The sequence below is a fragment of the Pokkaliibacter sp. MBI-7 genome (genome assembly GCF_029846635.1).
In the GTDB taxonomy this organism is placed as follows: Bacteria; Pseudomonadota; Gammaproteobacteria; order Pseudomonadales; family Balneatricaceae; genus Pokkaliibacter.
In genome coordinates, this window is record NZ_JARVTG010000002.1 from 912,033 (window position 1) to 929,398 (window position 17,366).

Sequence of the window (17,366 nt, forward strand, 5' to 3'; positions counted from 1 at the left end):
AGAATCCTATGGCCCGTATTATCGGTGGGATTGCCTGCTCTCACACTCCGACCATCGGCTTTGCAGTCGACACCAACAAACAGAGCGATGCCGTCTGGGCACCGATCTTCGAACAGTTCGCACCGATCAAGCAGTGGATTAAGGACAACCAGCCTGACGTCCTGCTGTACATCATGAATGACCACGTGACCTCGTTCTTCTTCGATCACTACTCCGCCTTCTGTCTGGGCATTGACGATCACTACGACGTGGCGGATGAAGGCGGCGGTCAGCGTGACCTGCCTTCACTGAAAGGCCATCCTGAACTGGCCAGCCATATCGGTGCCTCACTGATGGCAGACGAATTCGACATGTCGTTCTTTCAGGACAAGCCACTCGATCACGGTTGTTTCTCACCGCTGTCGATGATGTGTGACTTCAAGCCTGACTGGCCCGTACCGCTTATCCCGCTGGTCGTGGGCGTACTGCAGTTCCCTGTTCCGACTGCCCGTCGCTGCTATCGCATGGGTCAGGCGCTGCGTCGCGCCATTGAAAGCTATCCGGAAGATCTGAAGGTAGGCATCGTCGCCACCGGCGGCCTGTCGCACCAGGTTCACGGTGCCCGTTGCGGCTTCAACAACCCGGAGTGGGACCGTCAGTTCGTTGAGCGTTTCGTCAACGACCCTGAAGGCCTGACCCGCATGACCATCGCCGAGTACGCGGAGCTGGGCGGTGTGGAAGGTGCTGAAATCATCATGTGGCTGATCATGCGCGGCGCGCTGTCGCAGCAGGTCAACAAGGTGCACGACTCCTTCTATCTGCCCTCGATGACCAACATCTGCACCCTGATTCTGGAAAATCAGGCGTCACCGATGTCTGAACGTGAAGCCGAAGAGCACCGGGCACATATGAATCATCAGCTGGCAGGCGCAGAAAACCTGCCCGGCACGCACCCCTTCACCCATGCCCGCAGCCGTAAAGGCTACCGCATCAACAAATTCCTGCACTCACTGATCAAGCCTGAAGTGCGTGAAGCCTTCCTGGCCGATGAGCAGGGCACCATGGAGCGTGCGGGTCTGAGCGGCGAAGAAGTGGAGATGGTACTGACCCGCAACTGGGATGCGCTGATTCGCTACGGCGCCATCTTCTTCATGCTGGAAAAGCTCGGTGCCGTGGTCGGTGTGTCCAACCTGCACATCTACGCCGCCATGCGTGGTGAAAGCCTGGAGCGGCTGATGGCCACCCGCAATGCACAGGCCCTCTACTCCGTCGCAGGCAAGGATAAGGGCAAGACCAGCTGGGACAAGAACTAGCTACGTGTGACAAGCACTAGCCACCTGTGAACTAGCAGGTGCTCACAGATTCTCACCGGTTAGTACTGGGACAAGCGTACTGACTGGTGAGCAGGGGCCTCTCACTGCACCTGGACGGCAGTGCGGAGTCCCCACCCAAGAACAAATAACAAACAACAGTACAGTCGGCGCCAACGGCAACCTTGACGCCCAAGCATACGGGACAGAGTCATGATTATTGATTGTCATGGTCACTACACCACGGCTCCAGCGCAGCTGGAATCCTGGCGTAATAAACAGATCGCAGGTCTGAAAGACCCTTCGCAGTCACCCAAGGTGTCCGAGCTGATCATCAGCGATGACGATATCCGCGAAAGTATCGAGACCAACCAGCTCAGGCAGATGCTGGAGCGTGGCTCCGATCTGACCATTTTCTCGCCGCGTGCCAGCTACATGGCTCACCACATCGGTGACTTCAATACCAGCTCCACCTGGGCCAGCGTCTGCAACGAGCTGTGCTATCGCGTCAGCCAGCTGTTCCCCCAGTATTTCGTGGGCGCGGCGATGCTGCCGCAGTCTCCCGGCGTGGCCATTGAAACCTGCCTGCCCGAGCTTGAGCGTTGCGTGAAGGAGTACGGCTTTGTTGGCGTGAACGTCAACCCGGATCCGTCCGGTGGTCACTGGACCTCCCCGCCCCTGTCCGATCCTTACTGGTTCCCGCTGTGGGAAAAGATGGTCGAGCTGGACATTCCCGCTATGGTGCACGTCAGCACCAGCTGCAATGCCTGCTTCCACACCACCGGCGCACATTACCTGAACGCTGACACCACGGCCTTTATGCAGTGCCTGACCTCCGATCTGTTTGAGCGCTTCCCCGGCCTGCGTTTTGTCATTCCCCATGGCGGTGGCGCAGTGCCCTATCACTGGGGACGCTTCCGTGGTCTGGCGCAGGCCATGGGTCAGGACGAGCCGAAGAATACCGTGCTCAACAACATCTTCTTCGACACCTGCGTCTACCATCAGCCCGGCATCGACCTGCTGACCGACGTCATTCCGGTGAAGAACGTGCTGTTCGCCTCGGAAATGATCGGTGCCGTGCGTGGCATCGACCCGGATACCGGCTTCCACTTCGACGACACCCGTCGCTATATCGACAACGCTGCCCTGTCCGATGCAGAACGCAAGATGATTTATGAAGGCAACGCCCGTCGCGTGTACCCACGCCTGGACGCGCTGCTCAAGCAACGCGGTCTGTAACTGTCGCTGCCACCCGTTTAGCGGAGAAAAGCTATGAACCATATCCATCAACTTGGCATCGTCAAACGCAACATCCAGCGCACGTCCAAAGAGCTGGTGGCCGAAATCGGCAAGTTTGGTGTGGCGACACTGCACGAAGCCATGGGTCGTCTGGGCCTGATGAAGCCTTACCTGCGGCCGATTTTCCCCGGTGCACGTATCTGCGGTACTGCTGTCACCGTGCTGGCACAGCCCGGTGATAACTGGATGCTGCACGTTGCTGCCGAGCAGCTGCAGGACGGTGATGTGGCCGTGGTGGGATGCACCACCGAGAACGATGACGGCATGTTCGGCGACCTGCTCGCTACCTCTTTCAAGGCCCGCGGCGCACGCGGCCTGATTACCGACGCCGGCGTTCGCGATGTAGCCACCCTGACTGAAATGAACTTCCCGGTGTTCAGCCGTGCCATTCATGCCCGCGGTGCCGCCAAAGCCGTACTCGGTTCAGTCAACGTACCGGTGATCTGCGCCGGTCAGCTGGTGACACCCGGTGATGTGGTGGTTGCCGATGACGATGGCGTACTGGTGATCCCGCGTGAGCTGGCTGAAGAAGTGCTGGCTGCGGCAGCCAAACGTGAAGCCAATGAGGAAGCCAAGCGCCTGCGCTTTGCCGCCGGTGAACTGGGCCTCGACATCTACAACATGCGTGAACCCCTGGCCAGGCTGGGTTTGAAGTATATCGACTGACCCTGACCGGGTGATGTTGCCCGCTTCAGTCCATCTGGAGAGGAACATGTCTCCAGCGCCAGTGATGAAGCAGGCAAGCGTCGACAGAAACCCAGCATGGCTTTAACAGGCCTGATTCGGCGTGCCCGGTCAGGCCAGGCACTAAACCAACCAAGATCAGCAATTGCTCCACCGAAAAAAACAATGAGGAAAGGTGATCCTATGAACAAGAAACGCCTGATTGCTTCTGCCGTACTGATGGCTTCCGCCTGCCTGTCCACCATGGCATCAGCGACCACCGTACTGCGTTTTGCCCACCACTGGCCTGCCACCGCCGCCGCACAGAAAGATCTGTTCGAAAAATGGGCCGAAGCCGTTGAGAAAGAATCCAACGGCGAGCTGAAAGTGCAGCTGTTCCCTTCACAGACGCTGACCAAGGCTGACTCGGCCTATCAGGGCACCGTCAACGGTATCAGTGATATTTCTGCCGTAGTGCAGGGCTACACTGCAGGTCGCTTCCCCCTGACCCAGGTGGTGGAATTGCCCGGTGTGTCCCTCAGCGCCACCCAGGGCAGCTGTATCGAGCAGGGCCTGTATGACGCTGGCCTGATCGCCGATGAGTATCGTGACTCTCATGTACTGTTCATGTTCACCACTGGCCCCGGCTACATCCACACCATCGACAAGGCTATCCAGAACCCCGAAGACCTGAAAGGTCTGCGTATCCGTCGCCCCACCGCGGTGGTCGGTAAACTGCTGGAAGAGCTGGGCGCCCAGCCCATCGGTATGCCTGCACCGGAAATCTACACCTCCATGCAGCGTGGCCTGCTGGATGGCGTGAGCCTGCCCTGGGAAGGAATGAAAGCCTTCCGTATCAACGAGCTGTCTGATCAGCATACTGAAGTGCCCTTCTATTCTCTGGCTTTCGTCGTGACCATGAACAAGCGCACCTATGACCGTCTGCCCGAGAACCTGAAAAAAGTCATCGATGACAATTCCGGCATGAGCTGGGCGAAGAAAGGCGGTGCGATGATGGATGCCGAAGACGCCGCTGGCCGCGCGGGTGCCCATGGCAAGTTTATTCAGGTGGCTGATCCGCTGAACGATCCTGCCTGGTCAGCACCACTGAAGAAAGCCACCAGTGATTACCTCGGTGAACTGGACAGCAAAGGCAAGAACGCCACCGCCGTCTACCAGAAAGCAATGGAACTGCAGAAGCAGTGCGCTGCTAACTAAGTGCTGAAAGCCGGGTGGTGACATCCTCATCACCCGACTGCATCACTGGCAGACATGACCCTTTGGCGGGCACTTCCGCCGCCCGCTTTTACCCCACGACCCCCGTCGTATCTGGAGTGTTTCCATGTCAAACCTGTTGAAGCTGTCAACAGCTCTGGCGAAGCTATGCATGTTGATCGCCGGTCTGGCCCTGATTGCCCTGCTGGGCGTCACGGTACTGGATGTGATCCTGCGTACCCTTTACAAGCTGACCAACGGCCTGTCCAGCATCAATATCAAGGGCAGCGTCGAGCTGGTTACGTACCTGCTGTACATCTCTCTTCTTTCCGCCATGGCGGCCAGCGTTGAAAAAAGCCAGATCGTTGTGGAGTTGTTTACTCAGAGCATGTCACGCCGCGGCAAGACCGTGCTGGCGGGCGTGTATCTGTTCGGCTTTACCGTGATTGGCGTGCTGATGGCCATCGGCTCCTGGTCAGACGCAGTGGATGCGCTGGAATTCGGTGAAGTGACTCAGGATCTGGCCATCTCCAAAGGCCCCATCTACTTCGTCGCCTTCTTTATGTTTGGCGTGCTGGCGATTCGCAGCGCCATTCAGGGTCTGGAAAAGCTGATCAACCCCAGTGCTGTAGAGGAAGCTGGACATGAGTTCTGAACAAATTGGCCTGAGCTGCCTGGGTATCCTGCTGGTGGCGCTGATTGTGCGCATCCCCATCGCGCTGGCGATGCTGCTGGTCGGTTTCTTCGGTTTTGTCGGCGTCACCAACATGGATGCCGCCATCGCCATGCTGAAGTCCATCCCCACCGAGGTGATGGCCAACTACGAATTCAGCTGTATCCCCATGTTCATTTTCATGGGTGTGCTGGCCTCTCACTCCGGTATGGCCAAGCAACTGTTCATCGCTGCCCGTGACATCTTCGGTGGCTGGCGCGGTGGTATGGCACTGGCAGCAGTTAGCGCCTGCGGCGTGTTCTCTGCCATTTCCGGCTCATCCATGGCGACCGCCAGCACCATGAGCCGCGTCGCGTTGCCGGAGATGGAAAAGGCCGGTTACAACCCCGGTCTGGCGGCCGGTGCACTGGCCGCTGGCGGCACACTGGGCATCATGATCCCTCCCAGCATTGCTCTGCTGCTGTATGCCATCATCACCGAGCAGTCGGTGGGTGACATGTTTATGGCCGGTATCATCCCCGGTCTGGCCGGTCTGGTGTTTTACATCCTCACCATTGCGGTCGTCGTCAAGGTGAAACCAGAAATGGCCGCGGGCTCAGACCCCACCACCTGGAAAGAAAAGTTTCAGGCCGTCCTGGGTCTGGTGCCCTTCGGTATCGTATTTCTGCTGATCATCGGTGGTATCTACGGCGGTATCTTTACCCCGACCGAAGCCGCTGCCGTGGGAGCCTTCATCACTCTGGTTTACGCTGTGGTGCAGGGCATGCGCAGCGAAGGTTTGATCAGCGCAGTCAAGGAAACACTGGCACTGTCTGCGGTGATCTTTTTTATGCTGACCGGTGCTCAGGTGTTTGGCTATCTGGTGTCCGCCTCGCGCCTGTCGTTCTCCATCTTCGACTTCGTCATGAGCCTGCACATGTCATCGTTCGGTGTGATGGCCTGCATCATCCTGATGTACTTCGTACTGGGCTGCTTCATGGACTCCATCGCCATGCTGCTGCTGACCGTGCCGGTGTTCTTCCCGGTGGTGCAGAGCATGGGTATCGATCCGGTGTGGTTCGGTGTGGTGTCCGTGCTGACCGTTGAGCTGGGCTTGATTACACCGCCGGTGGGGATGAACGTCTTCGTCATACAGGCTATGGCGCCGCATATCGCCGTCAACAAGATTTTCCGCGGTGTGACGCCCTTTATCCTGTGTGACTTTATACGGCTTGGGGCGCTGCTGGCGTTTCCCTTGATGGCAACAGCGCTGGTTTAGTATTCGTCTCTCACTGAACACAACAGCGTTTTTCGGCACAAGAAGACCCGTTCTTCTTGTGCCTTTTTGCATCTGGCAACGGCATGAACGCCGTCAACACTTTATCAGGAGGCCAACACACACCGTAGCCATTGGCCACCCACGCTATAGAACACCGTCATCAGGATATAAACAGGCAAAAACTACTTATAAATCAAGAGGTAGAACAATGGACTATGCCAAACTGCGTCGCTCGCTCCTGTGCGCCGCTGCCCTGTCACTCGCCACCCTGCTCGGCATGACAGCCGCTCATGCTGACGATCAGCCCCCCGGCACCTACCCGATTGCCGAACTGACGACCGTCACACCGGTCAAAAGCTGCAGTGATCTTGCCGCCACGGACCTTACCGAGATTGGCGGCACGGGCAGTACCATCACCAGCGCTGCTGAAACTACCACGAATGGCACCCAGTACTGCACCGTCAACGGTACCCTGGCACCCAGCATCGGTTTTACTGTCACCCTGCCCGTTTCGACCTGGACTCAACGCTATCTGCAGCTGGGCTGTGGCGGCCTGTGTGGCCAAATCAATCTGACCTCAGGGGCATCCGATGGCTGTGCGCCACTAACCCGGGGAGAATTTGTACAGGCCTCGACTGATATGGGCCATCAGGGCAACAGTGGCGATTTCGGCAATGACCCGCAGAAGCGCCGGGATTTTGCCTACCGTGGCGTCCACCTGACCTCGGCAGTGGCAAAGAAACTGATCGCCAGTTACTACGGACGGGCGCAAAAGTATGCCTACTTCAATGGCTGCTCTGACGGTGGTCGTGAAGCCGTCATGGAGGCTCAGCGTTTCCCCGATGACTTTGACGGCGTGATCGCCGGCGCGCCCGCCATGAACTTTCAGGCACAAAATGCGGTATTCCATGCCTGGATGGCCCACGTCAACACCGGTGCAGATGGCAAAGCCATCCTGACTGCAGCACGCCTGCCGCTGCTGCACAGTGCCGTGCTGGCGCAGTGTGACACACTGGATGGACTAGAAGACGGCCTGATCAGTGATCCTCTTGCCTGCCATTTTGATCCCGCCACCCTGCGCTGCCCGTCAGGTAGCGCGAATAACAGCCACTGCCTGAGCGATACCGAAGTGGATGTCGTGCAGAAGTTCTATCAGGGGCCGGTGGATCAAAAGAGCGGACAGAAGCTGATCGTCGGTGGACCACAATATGGATCAGAACTGGCGTGGGCCGGTGTCTATGTGCCTTACAGCACAGACCAGCCGATCTTCAGCACCATGATTGCGCAGGGAGCCATTCAGTACCTGTCCTTTGAGCACAACCCGGCAACCTTCGATCTGGCTCACTATGCATTCGATATGAGCACCTTTGATCAGTTACGTGCCCTGCATCCGTTGTACGATGCCACCAACCCCGATCTCAGCGGCTTTCACGCTCATGGCGGCAAGCTGATTCTCTGGCATGGCTGGGCTGATCCGCACATCTCGCCGCTGAATACCATCGCCTATCATGAAGCGGTGCAGAAAGTGATGGGCAAAGAGGTCGCCGCCAGCTTCGAGCGGCTGTATCTCTTTCCCGGTATGTATCACTGTCAGGGCGGCGAAGGCCCGAACAAGGTTGATCTGCTGACCCCGATGATGTCCTGGGTGGAACAGGGCAATGCCCCCGATGCCATTCTGTCGCAACAAAGCAATGCAGACCGTCACAGCGATAAAGGCTTTGGTGATCCCAATGGCGGTAATAAGCCCAAGGGTGAGCAAGCAGGCGCAGGTAAAGCCGGAGAGATGGCAGACAAGCCGGGCACCGCAGGCAGCAAGGGTGACAAGCCCCGTGGTATGCCCATGCCGCCAATCTCGAAGGAGCTAATGGCCCAGCTGAATCCGACTCAACCCGAGCGCACCCGGCCGGTCTACCCCTTCCCAGCCCTTGCCCGATATTCCGGCAAGGGCAACCCCAATCTGGCAAGCAGCTATGTACGAGGTGAACCCGCCCAGCCCTTCAGTGAAATCGACTGGGCCGGTAAAGCCTTCTTCACCCCCTATCAGTTCAAGGACTAGGGGTTAGCGGAGCACGCTGTGTCCTTCTTGGGGTGGCACAGCGTGTTTTAATCCCGGCAGACCACTACAAAGTTGTAAAGCAACAGGCAGACCTTTCCCAGGCAATGAACGTCTTAATCTGGATATGACTGACAGCTCATCACAAGCAAGAGCGGTTGCTGCCATTACAACCACCCAGAGATCATCCTCTGGTGACTTTTGATAGGCTTCTTCTATTTTCCCGAAAACCGAAGTGCAGCTCCGTGTGATCCATCAGATCCGTAACTCGATGACATACGTTGCCAGCAAGAACCAGAAAGCCTGTATGACGGATCTGAAGTATGCCCACCCACACTTCCCCAAGCATCCGCGAAGAACCCAAAACTGCCTGATTGGACATTAGGAGGATCCGAACCTCAGTACCAGCCGCTAGCCAAGGTTAGTTGAGCTTTTGATTGTGAAATTAACCTTCAACCAGAATGATCGCCTCTCGCAGCTATCACATCTCCATCAGCCCTCCTCCCTCTACTGACGCACCGTCGATAAATCCGTCACGTCATTACCCCATATGACGCTTTCACCTCTGGCGTCAGAGTGAACGGCTACACAGCACAACACGTTGGTTGTGGAGTTGCCATTTTTCGATATGCCACTAGTCTTTACACGAGGACTTATATGACCAGAGGCTGTATATGGATACCCCTACTCCCTTGCTGATGCAGGCAATGCGACATCTGCCAGACAGCATCAGAGCAGAACGGATTGCCAGAACCACGTTGCAACTGGAAATCAGTGGCCGTTGTGTGCAGTTCGCTGTACTGGAGCGTCATATTAAGTATCAGGCCACCCTGAATGGCCTTATTCAGATGGGTAACAGCAAGCTTTTGGTATGCAACGCGTTATGCCGCGAACATGCTGATTTCTGCGTCGAAAATGAGATCAACTATCTGGATGTCGCAGGCAATATATGGATCAAGACCGCCCATGTATCGTACTGGCATCAGAACTATTAGTAGTTCGCTGTCTGCCAACCGTCAAAATCAACATCTGATGCTCTCACCGTTCAAACTTAAAACGTCAAACAAGCAGCTGACATACATATTGGAGTGGGTCAGAGGTACTTCAGACTACGTAATGCACCCATGAATTCGCGCCGCCAGTCAGCTGACTATCCTCCAGTTCAATTCATAACGACTATTAATGGTTTTCTCAGATCTACACGCCTACCGAGAACATAAATAGACAATTTCTGAAGTACACATTCACACAAGCTATTAATGACATTCACTTTACGAATACCTATCATTTGCAACTCGTTGTAGTCGCTGTGACTTAAAGTCTCCTGCCTATCTGGTTGTCATGAGAAGAAAGCTAATAAAGTCGTTGTCTTATGTACTCACCGTAAACGGAAGTCTCCTTGGCATTGCCTGCTCCTGTGGTTTACTTGCTGCCACTCAATTCCTGCTGCTCGACAGCGAAAAACGTGAGCTGGAAGCACAGACAAACAGTGCTTTTGACTACGCGTCAGCCGTTTCCGTCAATATGAAAAACTCCCTTACCGAAGCCAGCCAGCTCACCTTCCCGCGCTGCTCTGATGAAGATCTGGCAGCGCTGCGATCAGCACTGTGGCAAAACGATTTTGTTAAGGATTTGGGCAGGGTCGTCGATGGCAACATCCTGTGCACCGCAGGATGGGGCGTATTAAAGCAGCCCGTTGCACTGCCTCAGCCACCCAGTTTTGCCAATAACGGCTATAGCCACTGGCGTGGTATCAATGGGCTTATCGCAGCGAGTGTCGCAGGTGAAATTAGTGTTTTTCAGGACACCGTATCCTTCACCTCCCCTTTCGCTTTTCAGCGGCTGAGAATTCCCAATGCCTATACGGGCTTTCTGATTACAGGCGCGGACATTAACAACGTCTACCGAATAGTGGGCGATATTCCCGACAACGCCAGAATTGAAAAAGATCTTGATGGCAGCTTCAGCCTGACCACCAATATTCTGTCTATTTCCCGCTGCAGCAATGACCCGGCGTTATGCGTTACCGGTGTAAAGAGCCACGTTGGGCTCGCCAATTACAGCTGGCCATTTATTGCGGCGATTGCCTCTGCTGGCATTTTCCTCGGAGCCGGGCTGTATCTGCTGGCCTTTTTCATGCTGTCAGGCAAGCTGGTGATGTACCGTCGGCTCCGGAAGGCCGTTCGGAGCAAGACCCTGTTTATGGTCTATCAACCGCAGTACGAGCTGAATACGGGCAAGCTGGTTGGCGTTGAGGCCTTAGTGCGCTGGCATGATGTGCGGCTTGGTTTTGTCCCGCCTGATGTATTTATTCCTATCGCTGAAGAAATAGGCCTTATTCAGGAACTGACCGAGGTAGTGGTAGAAACCTCATTCAGCGAAATGCAGGGGCTGCTGACGCTCTATGCCGACCTGGGCCTGAGCATCAATCTTTCCATGGAGAATCTGGTCAGCCCGCTCTTCCTTGGTTTTATCAATGACCTCTCTAAGCAATATGAGCTCAACCCAAACCAGCTGACTTTCGAGGTCACCGAGCGCAGTGCTGCCGGGGATGACAAGATGGCCGAGTCGGCCCGGCAGTTTGCAGCTCACAGCTATAAGATCTCACTGGATGACTTTGGCACCGGCTATTCTAACCTCTCCTGGTTAAGCCAGCTGGACGCGGATGAGATCAAAGTCGATCGCATCTTTACTCAGGCCATCGGCACCAGCTCGATCAATCAGAACATGCTTACCGCTATTTTCCAGCTGGTGAGAGCACTTGGCGTCCAGCTGGTGTTTGAGGGGATAGAGTCGCAGCACGAGGTCGATTACATCCTGAAGCACTCAACCGATGCCATTGGTCAGGGCTGGTTATTCTCCAAACCGGTCAGCATTGAAGTGCTGAAGGGGCTGATTGAGAAAAACAGAGCAGATCAGGCAATGAAATAGCCAGAGTCTGCCAGCCATTGGGGGCAGGCAGCTGGCAGAAGCACAAGTGGCGATGGCCTGTATTTCATCGCCCTGTTATCGCCAGACAACGGCGTCTGCACCGTTGAATGCGCTACTTCCAGTAAACCTGTTGTGCTCTTTTCCGCCTCAACCGCTCATCCCGTGCAACAGCCCACAGTACGAAGGGCACCGCTCCCCAGAACAGTAACGCTACCAAAGAACTAAACAACGGAAAGACGAGTGATTTTGTCGCTGAAATACGGTTAATCCATGGCAGTTCAGCGTCATATTCCACGTCAATCAGCCCAGTCTGCGTTACCTCCTCCTGTCTGGCTGAAGGCACTTCACACCAGCCGCCATCACCCAGAAAGGTCGTGCAGCCATACTGCTTACCGTCTACCACAAGCACATAACGCACCTGATGATGCTGCCAGTGGCTCTTGACGTCCGTATAGGCCCTCTGTTCAACGACCATCGCAGTCGTGGTATGCATATGTGTATCAATACGATGATCGAAATACAGCTGAGTAACGGCCGTCAGCATGAACCATCCGCCTACGAGCACCATCGGAACCTGCAGAAACAGGCCAGTTCGATCCTTGTTAAATCTTGCCAACATCCTCTCCCTTACGACCACACGTTTGCTTTTCGCCTGTGTCTGAGGTGTGCCATATACATGCTGCAAACATAATCAGGCCAGAGGCCATCAATATAAGATTAACCATACTCTTGCCAGAGTCCGCCAGGCGGTTGTTCGCTGGGTTGGTTGCATCATATTCCACCGCTATTTTTCTGGTAGTTTTACTGACTTCCCATTGTGGCAGCGGCAACCGCGCCCCCATGTTGATACCGAACAGTCTGGGAGCCTGAAAAGGCTCAGCACAGCCAGTTACCTTAAAGCGATATGGCAATGAGTAACTAGGCCAGCCCGTCCCGCTGAGCGAACTTTCGTTGACCGTCCACTCATACACCTCTGCCTGTGCCGTACTTAAGTGCTCATCCAGCTACTTCGTCCGATAGAAGTCATAGCCACTTCCGGCAACCACCAACAGTGCCAACAGATAGAGCGCCTTGCATGCCCCGGGAATGCCTTAGCCACCACTATCCCTCTCTCGCCTGTATTACGGTGACGCCACTATACGAGCAGCTTTGGATCAGCACCACCTCAGAACAAGGAGTACCGCGGTCATGTTGTCGGATGGACGGTGTTAAAGATGGGTAAAGAGAGGACAGGGATGATTGACGAGCGATGGAAGATGGCGCTGCAGTCATAGTGACTTTTTAAAGAGTTAAATAGCCAAAGCCGGATTAAACCGGCTCAGCCTTTGAAGGTTCACACAAGCAAGCCGGTTCGTAGCACAGCATGCGCTGAAAAATCGCCTTGGTACGTATTAAATATTTAAAGTACAAGCTCTTTACTTAAACAACGGATGAATATTGTTCTTGTTGAACTTCAAAACTGGGTCAAGTTCAGTCATTTCAAAGGAGATAGCCACATAGTGCTGATCCGTCACCGGTACTAACCAGTCTGTCAGAATGGCGAAGACCTGCTCGGCGACCTGTTGCTTTACTGCCATATCACGCCCGTGACCGATTTTGAGTGACAGATTCAGATAGGCGAACTCCTCCCTGCCATCAGCGACACGATAATCCTCACAACGAATCGCCCGGCTGCGCACGCCTCCCAGCGGGAAGTACCCTGTCGACACCACATAGTCGTGTAATGCCTTGAACAGGGGCTGAAAGTCCAGCTTGTCATGCAGGTTGGCGGAATAATCGACAATAAAATGCGGCATGTTCTCTCCTTCCTGAATAACTTGTGCTCTGCATCACACCTGTTTGGGCGTGATGCAGAACAACGTAAGTTAACGGTATAAAAGACTGGGTAAAAACAGTGACAACTGAGCGACCAGGGTGATCAGCAACAGACGGAGGATATCCATCGCCCAGAATGGGGTAACTCCTTTAAAGATCGTCGAGGCTTTGATGTCCTTCATCACCGCGCTCAGCACAAAGACGTTCATTCCTACCGGTGGCGTGATCAGACTGATTTCAGTGACTACCACGACCACGATGCCAAACCAAACCATGTCAAATCCCAGGCTGTGCACCAGTGGGAAGAAGACCGGCACGGTCAGCAGCAGCATAGACAGTGACTCAAACACCATGCCCAGCAGGATATAAATGCCCAGAATGGCGAAGATGATGACCATCGGTGCGACGTTCAGACCGCTGACGTAATCCAGCAGCATTTCCGGCATGCCCGTGCGGCTGATAAAAGTAGAGAAGATCAGGGCGCCAATCAGTACGGCAAACAGCATGGCTGTGGTTCTGCCGGTATCCGTTAGCAGGGAAAACAGCGACGACCAGCTCAGACTCCGGCGCCACAGAGCGATGACAAAGGCACCGCCGGTGCCGATTCCGGCGGCTTCGGTCGGGGTAAAGATGCCTGCGTAGATGCCGCCCATGACCAGAGTGAACAGCAGCAGAATGCTCCAGACGCCTTTGAGTGCCTGTAGCCGCTGGCTCCAGTTCATTTGCTCGCCCCGCGGCCCCGCTGCCGGATTACGCCATACCACATAACGGACGGCGAGCAGGTAAAACAGAATCCCGATCAGACCGGGAATGAATCCTGCTGCGAACAGTTCACGGATGGAGGTTTCCGTCAGCAGGCCATAAACCACCAGAATGACACTGGGGGGAATCAGAATGCCCAGCGTACCGCCCGCTGCAATGGAGGCCGTCGCCAGCTCATCCGAGTAGCCGAATTTACGCATGGGCGGCATAGCGACTTTGGCCATAGTGGCTGACGTCGCCAGGCTGGAGCCGCAAATGGCAGAAAAGCCGCCGCAGGCCACCACGGTTGCCATCGACAGGCCACCTTTACGGTGACCGAAAAAGGCATAGGAGGCGTTGTACAGCTCCTGCGACATGCCGGAACGGGTAATCAGGTTGCCCATCAGAATGAACAGGGGAATCACCGACAGGTTGTAATCCTGCGCCGTTTCGATCAGCCGTACGGCAGCCATGGTCAGCGTACCGGTCCAGCGAAAGCTGAGCAGATTGCCGAACTCCAGCCCCTGCAGGATGGCAAAACCAAAGAAGCCCACCGCGCCCATGGCAAATGCAATGGGAACGCGCACGACGATAATCAGTACCAGCAGTACTGCAAATCCCCAGAGTGCAATGTCCATTATTCCCCCTCCCCTTCAGCGCTTAAGTGCCGCAGCCTGCCGGGTCGGCATACCATGGTGAAAAAACCATAGACCAGCATGGTGGCCGCGGTGATCCAGCTCATCAGTGCGATGTACTGGACAACGTGACCAACCGGAATCGCCAGATATTCGGTTGCCTCGCCGCGCTTCAGCGAGCGCTCGGCCAGCTCCCACACCCGTAACCCAAGGCCGAAAAAAGAACCGCTGACCAACAGGACGGTGATACAGGCACACAGACGGCTCCAGACCGGAGGTACAAAATGGTCCAGCACATCTACCACCACATGCCCGCCCCGCCAGGTCACACGCGGCATCTGGGCAAAGACGACGACGGCGATAAAGACTTCCGTCATTTCGCTTGAGCCGGTCAGAGGGCTGTTGAAGAAATAGCGACCCACCACGTCGATGCAGGTGATCAACATCAGGGTCATCAGAGCAAGCGCCGTCACCAGATCAAGTGCAAAGGCCAATCCCTGAATTGGCCCTGCCTCGTCATAGTGGGCGCGTATCCAGGTACGCAGGCCCATGATCATTCTCCGCTGCCGCTCTGCTATTGCGCTGGCTGATAGCTGGTCGCCAGGCGTTTGAATTCTTCCAGTGCCGCGCCGGCATCAACGCCTTCGCCTTTCACTGACTCCAGCCACTGTTGCTCGACGGGCTGGCGAACAGCCTCGAACTCTTTGTCCATCGCATCGCCGGGTTTGACGTTAATCACCTGAATGCCTGAGTCCAGCGCGGTTTTCATGCCCTCCTTATCCGCTTCATCCCAGGCACGCCCGGCCATTGCTGAGAGTTTTTCCCCCGATACAGCAAGAATGGCCTGCTTATCCTTCGGATCGAGTGAATCAAGGAAGTCAGGATTAATGAAGACCGAGAAGCCACCGCGGAACAGGCCTCCGGGCAAGTTGATCACCTGTTTGGTTACCTCATTCAGGCGCAGCACCTTCTGATCCAGCATGGCAATGAAGACACCGTCCACCACGCCCTGCTGCAGTAACTCGTAGACCTTGGTAGCCGGTGCACTGACCCCGGTCACCCCGAACATTTCCCCCATCTGCGCGGCAATTCCACCGCCAACACGAATCTTCTTGCCCTTAAGCTGGCTCAGGTCACTGATGGGCTGTGTCAGATGAATATTGCCGGGGCCATGGGTGAACAGCCCTACCAGCTCAAGCCCGTCGAACTCATTTTTTTTCAGGAAATACTGGTTGTAGACCTTCCAGTAAGCCACGGAAGATGCTTCGGCACCGGCATTGATACCGGGCAGCTCGGCGACTTCAGTCAGCTTGAAGCGCCCGGGGACGTAGTCATTGAGAGACCAGCTGGCTTCCACCACACCATCCTGAACCAGGTCGTAGTAGCCCTTGGGATTACTGTAGGGGGTCGAAAATAGACTTGAAAACATGCCATCCACCAATCGGGTTTCAGGCTGAAAAAGGCAGGAGATATGCGGGTTCCAGCACCATACCACGCCCCTCCGGCTTCGCCAAACTGATCGCCTGTACCGGGGCACATTATTAACATCTTAACTTTAAAGAGGGAAGGATTTTATTTAACAAGTTAACTAGGAGAGCAACGTTAACACCCCACTCTTCACCCAAAGACAGGCTCAGGGTAGAGTCAGGCAAACTTCAGGCAAGGACGAACACAATGCAACATCAGGAACCCGCCACCGCCATAGCGGAAGAGAAACCGCAGATACCAACACCAAGCGCTTGGATCAGCACCCTTACTAACATCGCTGGTCTTTCTGGATTGTTCACGGCCGTGTTTTACGTGTTTGGGTACATGTATCTGGCAGCTCTTATAGAAGATTACGGCCTTAATTTTGACTACTTCGACTTCAGCGTCGCTCATGTGCTTATGTATGCTTACCTGTTCACCATTAAAGGTTTAAATGAGGCCTGGTATCTCAATGCCGCCATAGTGATAGTGACAGCCCTCGTTCTCTTCGCAGAGATAAGCCTCTTCACCTATCTATTCACTAAAATGCGGCAATACACCTTAAAAAATGAAGCCGCCGAGAGCGACACTGAAAACTCAAGTGCCATCACGGATGAGAAACTTCACAAGTTTAAGAAGGAAATGAAGGTTCTGGGGCGACAGGTCGGATTGATCGCCCTCGTCGCAATTGTTGCCCCCTTCACACTCGGTGTAGCTTTCAAGCTCATAGCTTATCTGGCGGTTAACGAAGGCAAAGAGAGTGCTGCACTCAGTCTGGCGTATTACAACCAGTGCGCAGCAGAAGATGAGCGAAAAACCACAATCTATGAAGCCGATGGCAAAACGCTGGTAGCCAGAGGCTTTCTTGTTGCCAATACGCCTGACATAGCTGCGATCTATGCCGATGGGAAAGCACGTATTTACCGCATATCAGACAAGATCATTGAAGGCCCACGCCTCCCCAAAATCAGCTTCGCTGACTGCACTCACCCCTAAAACACCAAGGCCCGCAAATGCGGGCCTTGTGCTATCTCGGTTACGCCCTCTGGGCATCGTTGGCCAGCCGGTCAATGCCGACACGCATCACCTCGGTCAGCACCTTGCGGTTGATCCGCTCGCCGATCAGGCGGCCCATAGCCCGGGCATCACTCACCTGCACTATTTCGGCATCCTGCTGTAAGGGCACCAGCGTCGGGGTCAGGTGGCTGTCGAACTGCAACAGAAAGCGCTGCTCGGTCAGCATCTGAGTTAGCAGGCCCATGGCCAGTGTGGACTGATCCACTGGCAGCGCGGGCATGGCCACGTTGCCCTGCTTCATCGCCAGCTC

At 55.2% G+C, this 17,366-nt stretch carries 15 protein-coding genes; 10 read left to right on the forward strand and 5 right to left on the reverse strand.

Going from position 1 to position 17,366, the window contains the following annotated elements:
• Positions 1-8 precede the first annotated feature (8 nt).
• The 9 genes from QCD60_RS23825 to QCD60_RS23865 all read left to right on the forward strand — a co-directional run bounded on the left by QCD60_RS23825 (position 9) and on the right by QCD60_RS23865 (position 11,381).
• Positions 9-1,292, forward strand: a complete 1,284-nt coding sequence (locus tag QCD60_RS23825; RefSeq protein WP_279789097.1) for a gallate dioxygenase — start codon at positions 9-11, stop codon at positions 1,290-1,292.
• A gap of 210 nt (positions 1,293-1,502) precedes the next feature.
• Positions 1,503-2,528: an amidohydrolase family protein gene (locus QCD60_RS23830; protein WP_279789099.1), complete on the forward strand. Its 1,026-nt coding sequence runs from the start codon at positions 1,503-1,505 to the stop codon at positions 2,526-2,528.
• Between the two features lie 33 nt (positions 2,529-2,561).
• Positions 2,562-3,254 carry a 4-carboxy-4-hydroxy-2-oxoadipate aldolase/oxaloacetate decarboxylase gene (locus tag QCD60_RS23835; protein WP_279789102.1) on the forward strand — a complete coding sequence of 231 codons (693 nt, stop codon included), beginning with the start codon at positions 2,562-2,564 and terminating at the stop codon, positions 3,252-3,254.
• Between the two features lie 201 nt (positions 3,255-3,455).
• Entirely contained in the window at positions 3,456-4,469 is a 1,014-nt protein-coding gene (locus QCD60_RS23840; RefSeq protein WP_279789103.1) for a TRAP transporter substrate-binding protein, read from the forward strand.
• Between the two features lie 124 nt (positions 4,470-4,593).
• Positions 4,594-5,121 carry a TRAP transporter small permease subunit gene (locus QCD60_RS23845; RefSeq protein ID WP_279789106.1) on the forward strand — a complete coding sequence of 176 codons (528 nt, stop codon included), beginning with the start codon at positions 4,594-4,596 and terminating at the stop codon, positions 5,119-5,121.
• Positions 5,111-6,397, forward strand: a complete 1,287-nt coding sequence (locus QCD60_RS23850) for a TRAP transporter large permease (protein WP_279789108.1) — start codon at positions 5,111-5,113, stop codon at positions 6,395-6,397. Before QCD60_RS23845 ends, QCD60_RS23850 begins: the two co-directional genes overlap by 11 nt.
• A gap of 208 nt (positions 6,398-6,605) precedes the next feature.
• Positions 6,606-8,453: a tannase/feruloyl esterase family alpha/beta hydrolase gene (locus tag QCD60_RS23855; protein WP_279789110.1), complete on the forward strand. Its 1,848-nt coding sequence runs from the start codon at positions 6,606-6,608 to the stop codon at positions 8,451-8,453.
• Between the two features lie 671 nt (positions 8,454-9,124).
• Positions 9,125-9,445, forward strand: coding sequence for a hypothetical protein (locus QCD60_RS23860; RefSeq protein WP_279789111.1), 321 nt, complete (start codon positions 9,125-9,127; stop codon positions 9,443-9,445).
• 346 nt (positions 9,446-9,791) lie between these two features.
• Positions 9,792-11,381: an EAL domain-containing protein gene (locus QCD60_RS23865; RefSeq protein WP_279789112.1), complete on the forward strand. Its 1,590-nt coding sequence runs from the start codon at positions 9,792-9,794 to the stop codon at positions 11,379-11,381.
• Positions 11,382-11,493: 112 nt separating this feature from the next.
• Here QCD60_RS23865 and QCD60_RS23870 read toward each other — a convergent pair whose 3' ends face one another.
• The 5 genes from QCD60_RS23870 to QCD60_RS23890 form a co-directional block, all read right to left on the reverse strand.
• Positions 11,494-12,000: a DUF3592 domain-containing protein gene (locus tag QCD60_RS23870; RefSeq protein ID WP_279789113.1), complete on the reverse strand. Its 507-nt coding sequence runs from the start codon at positions 11,998-12,000 to the stop codon at positions 11,494-11,496.
• Between the two features lie 796 nt (positions 12,001-12,796).
• Positions 12,797-13,177 carry a 5-carboxymethyl-2-hydroxymuconate Delta-isomerase gene (locus QCD60_RS23875; protein WP_279789115.1) on the reverse strand — a complete coding sequence of 127 codons (381 nt, stop codon included), beginning with the start codon at positions 13,175-13,177 and terminating at the stop codon, positions 12,797-12,799.
• A gap of 69 nt (positions 13,178-13,246) precedes the next feature.
• A complete protein-coding gene (locus QCD60_RS23880; protein WP_279789117.1) occupies positions 13,247-14,575 on the reverse strand; it encodes a TRAP transporter large permease in 1,329 nt (442 codons plus the stop codon).
• The gene (locus QCD60_RS23885; protein ID WP_279789119.1) at positions 14,575-15,123 is read right to left on the reverse strand and encodes a TRAP transporter small permease subunit; all 549 of its coding nucleotides are present in this window, start codon (positions 15,121-15,123) and stop codon (positions 14,575-14,577) included. Before QCD60_RS23885 ends, QCD60_RS23880 begins: the two co-directional genes overlap by 1 nt.
• A gap of 23 nt (positions 15,124-15,146) precedes the next feature.
• Positions 15,147-16,001, reverse strand: a complete 855-nt coding sequence (locus QCD60_RS23890) for a TRAP transporter substrate-binding protein (RefSeq protein ID WP_279789122.1) — start codon at positions 15,999-16,001, stop codon at positions 15,147-15,149.
• Positions 16,002-16,246: 245 nt separating this feature from the next.
• Here QCD60_RS23890 and QCD60_RS23895 point away from each other — a divergent pair, with 245 nt between their 5' ends.
• A complete protein-coding gene (locus QCD60_RS23895) occupies positions 16,247-17,035 on the forward strand; it encodes a hypothetical protein (protein ID WP_279789123.1) in 789 nt (262 codons plus the stop codon).
• Positions 17,036-17,366: the final 331 nt, after the last annotated feature.

Excerpts from the sequence above, each read along its gene's own strand:
- QCD60_RS23825 (WP_279789097.1), top strand. The coding sequence starts at position 9 with ATGGCCCGTATTATCGGTGGGATTGCCTGCTCTCACACTCCGACCATC.
- QCD60_RS23830 (WP_279789099.1), top strand. The coding sequence starts at position 1,503 with ATGATTATTGATTGTCATGGTCACTACACCACGGCTCCAGCGCAGCTG.
- QCD60_RS23835 (WP_279789102.1), top strand. The coding sequence starts at position 2,562 with ATGAACCATATCCATCAACTTGGCATCGTCAAACGCAACATCCAGCGC.
- QCD60_RS23840 (WP_279789103.1), top strand. The coding sequence starts at position 3,456 with ATGAACAAGAAACGCCTGATTGCTTCTGCCGTACTGATGGCTTCCGCC.
- QCD60_RS23845 (WP_279789106.1), top strand. The coding sequence starts at position 4,594 with ATGTCAAACCTGTTGAAGCTGTCAACAGCTCTGGCGAAGCTATGCATG.
- QCD60_RS23850 (WP_279789108.1), top strand. The coding sequence starts at position 5,111 with ATGAGTTCTGAACAAATTGGCCTGAGCTGCCTGGGTATCCTGCTGGTG.
- QCD60_RS23855 (WP_279789110.1), top strand. The coding sequence starts at position 6,606 with ATGGACTATGCCAAACTGCGTCGCTCGCTCCTGTGCGCCGCTGCCCTG.
- QCD60_RS23860 (WP_279789111.1), top strand. The coding sequence starts at position 9,125 with ATGGATACCCCTACTCCCTTGCTGATGCAGGCAATGCGACATCTGCCA.
- QCD60_RS23865 (WP_279789112.1), top strand. The coding sequence starts at position 9,792 with ATGAGAAGAAAGCTAATAAAGTCGTTGTCTTATGTACTCACCGTAAAC.
- QCD60_RS23870 (WP_279789113.1), bottom strand. The coding sequence starts at position 12,000 with ATGTTGGCAAGATTTAACAAGGATCGAACTGGCCTGTTTCTGCAGGTT.
- QCD60_RS23875 (WP_279789115.1), bottom strand. The coding sequence starts at position 13,177 with ATGCCGCATTTTATTGTCGATTATTCCGCCAACCTGCATGACAAGCTG.
- QCD60_RS23880 (WP_279789117.1), bottom strand. The coding sequence starts at position 14,575 with ATGGACATTGCACTCTGGGGATTTGCAGTACTGCTGGTACTGATTATC.
- QCD60_RS23885 (WP_279789119.1), bottom strand. The coding sequence starts at position 15,123 with ATGGGCCTGCGTACCTGGATACGCGCCCACTATGACGAGGCAGGGCCA.
- QCD60_RS23890 (WP_279789122.1), bottom strand. The coding sequence starts at position 16,001 with ATGTTTTCAAGTCTATTTTCGACCCCCTACAGTAATCCCAAGGGCTAC.
- QCD60_RS23895 (WP_279789123.1), top strand. The coding sequence starts at position 16,247 with ATGCAACATCAGGAACCCGCCACCGCCATAGCGGAAGAGAAACCGCAG.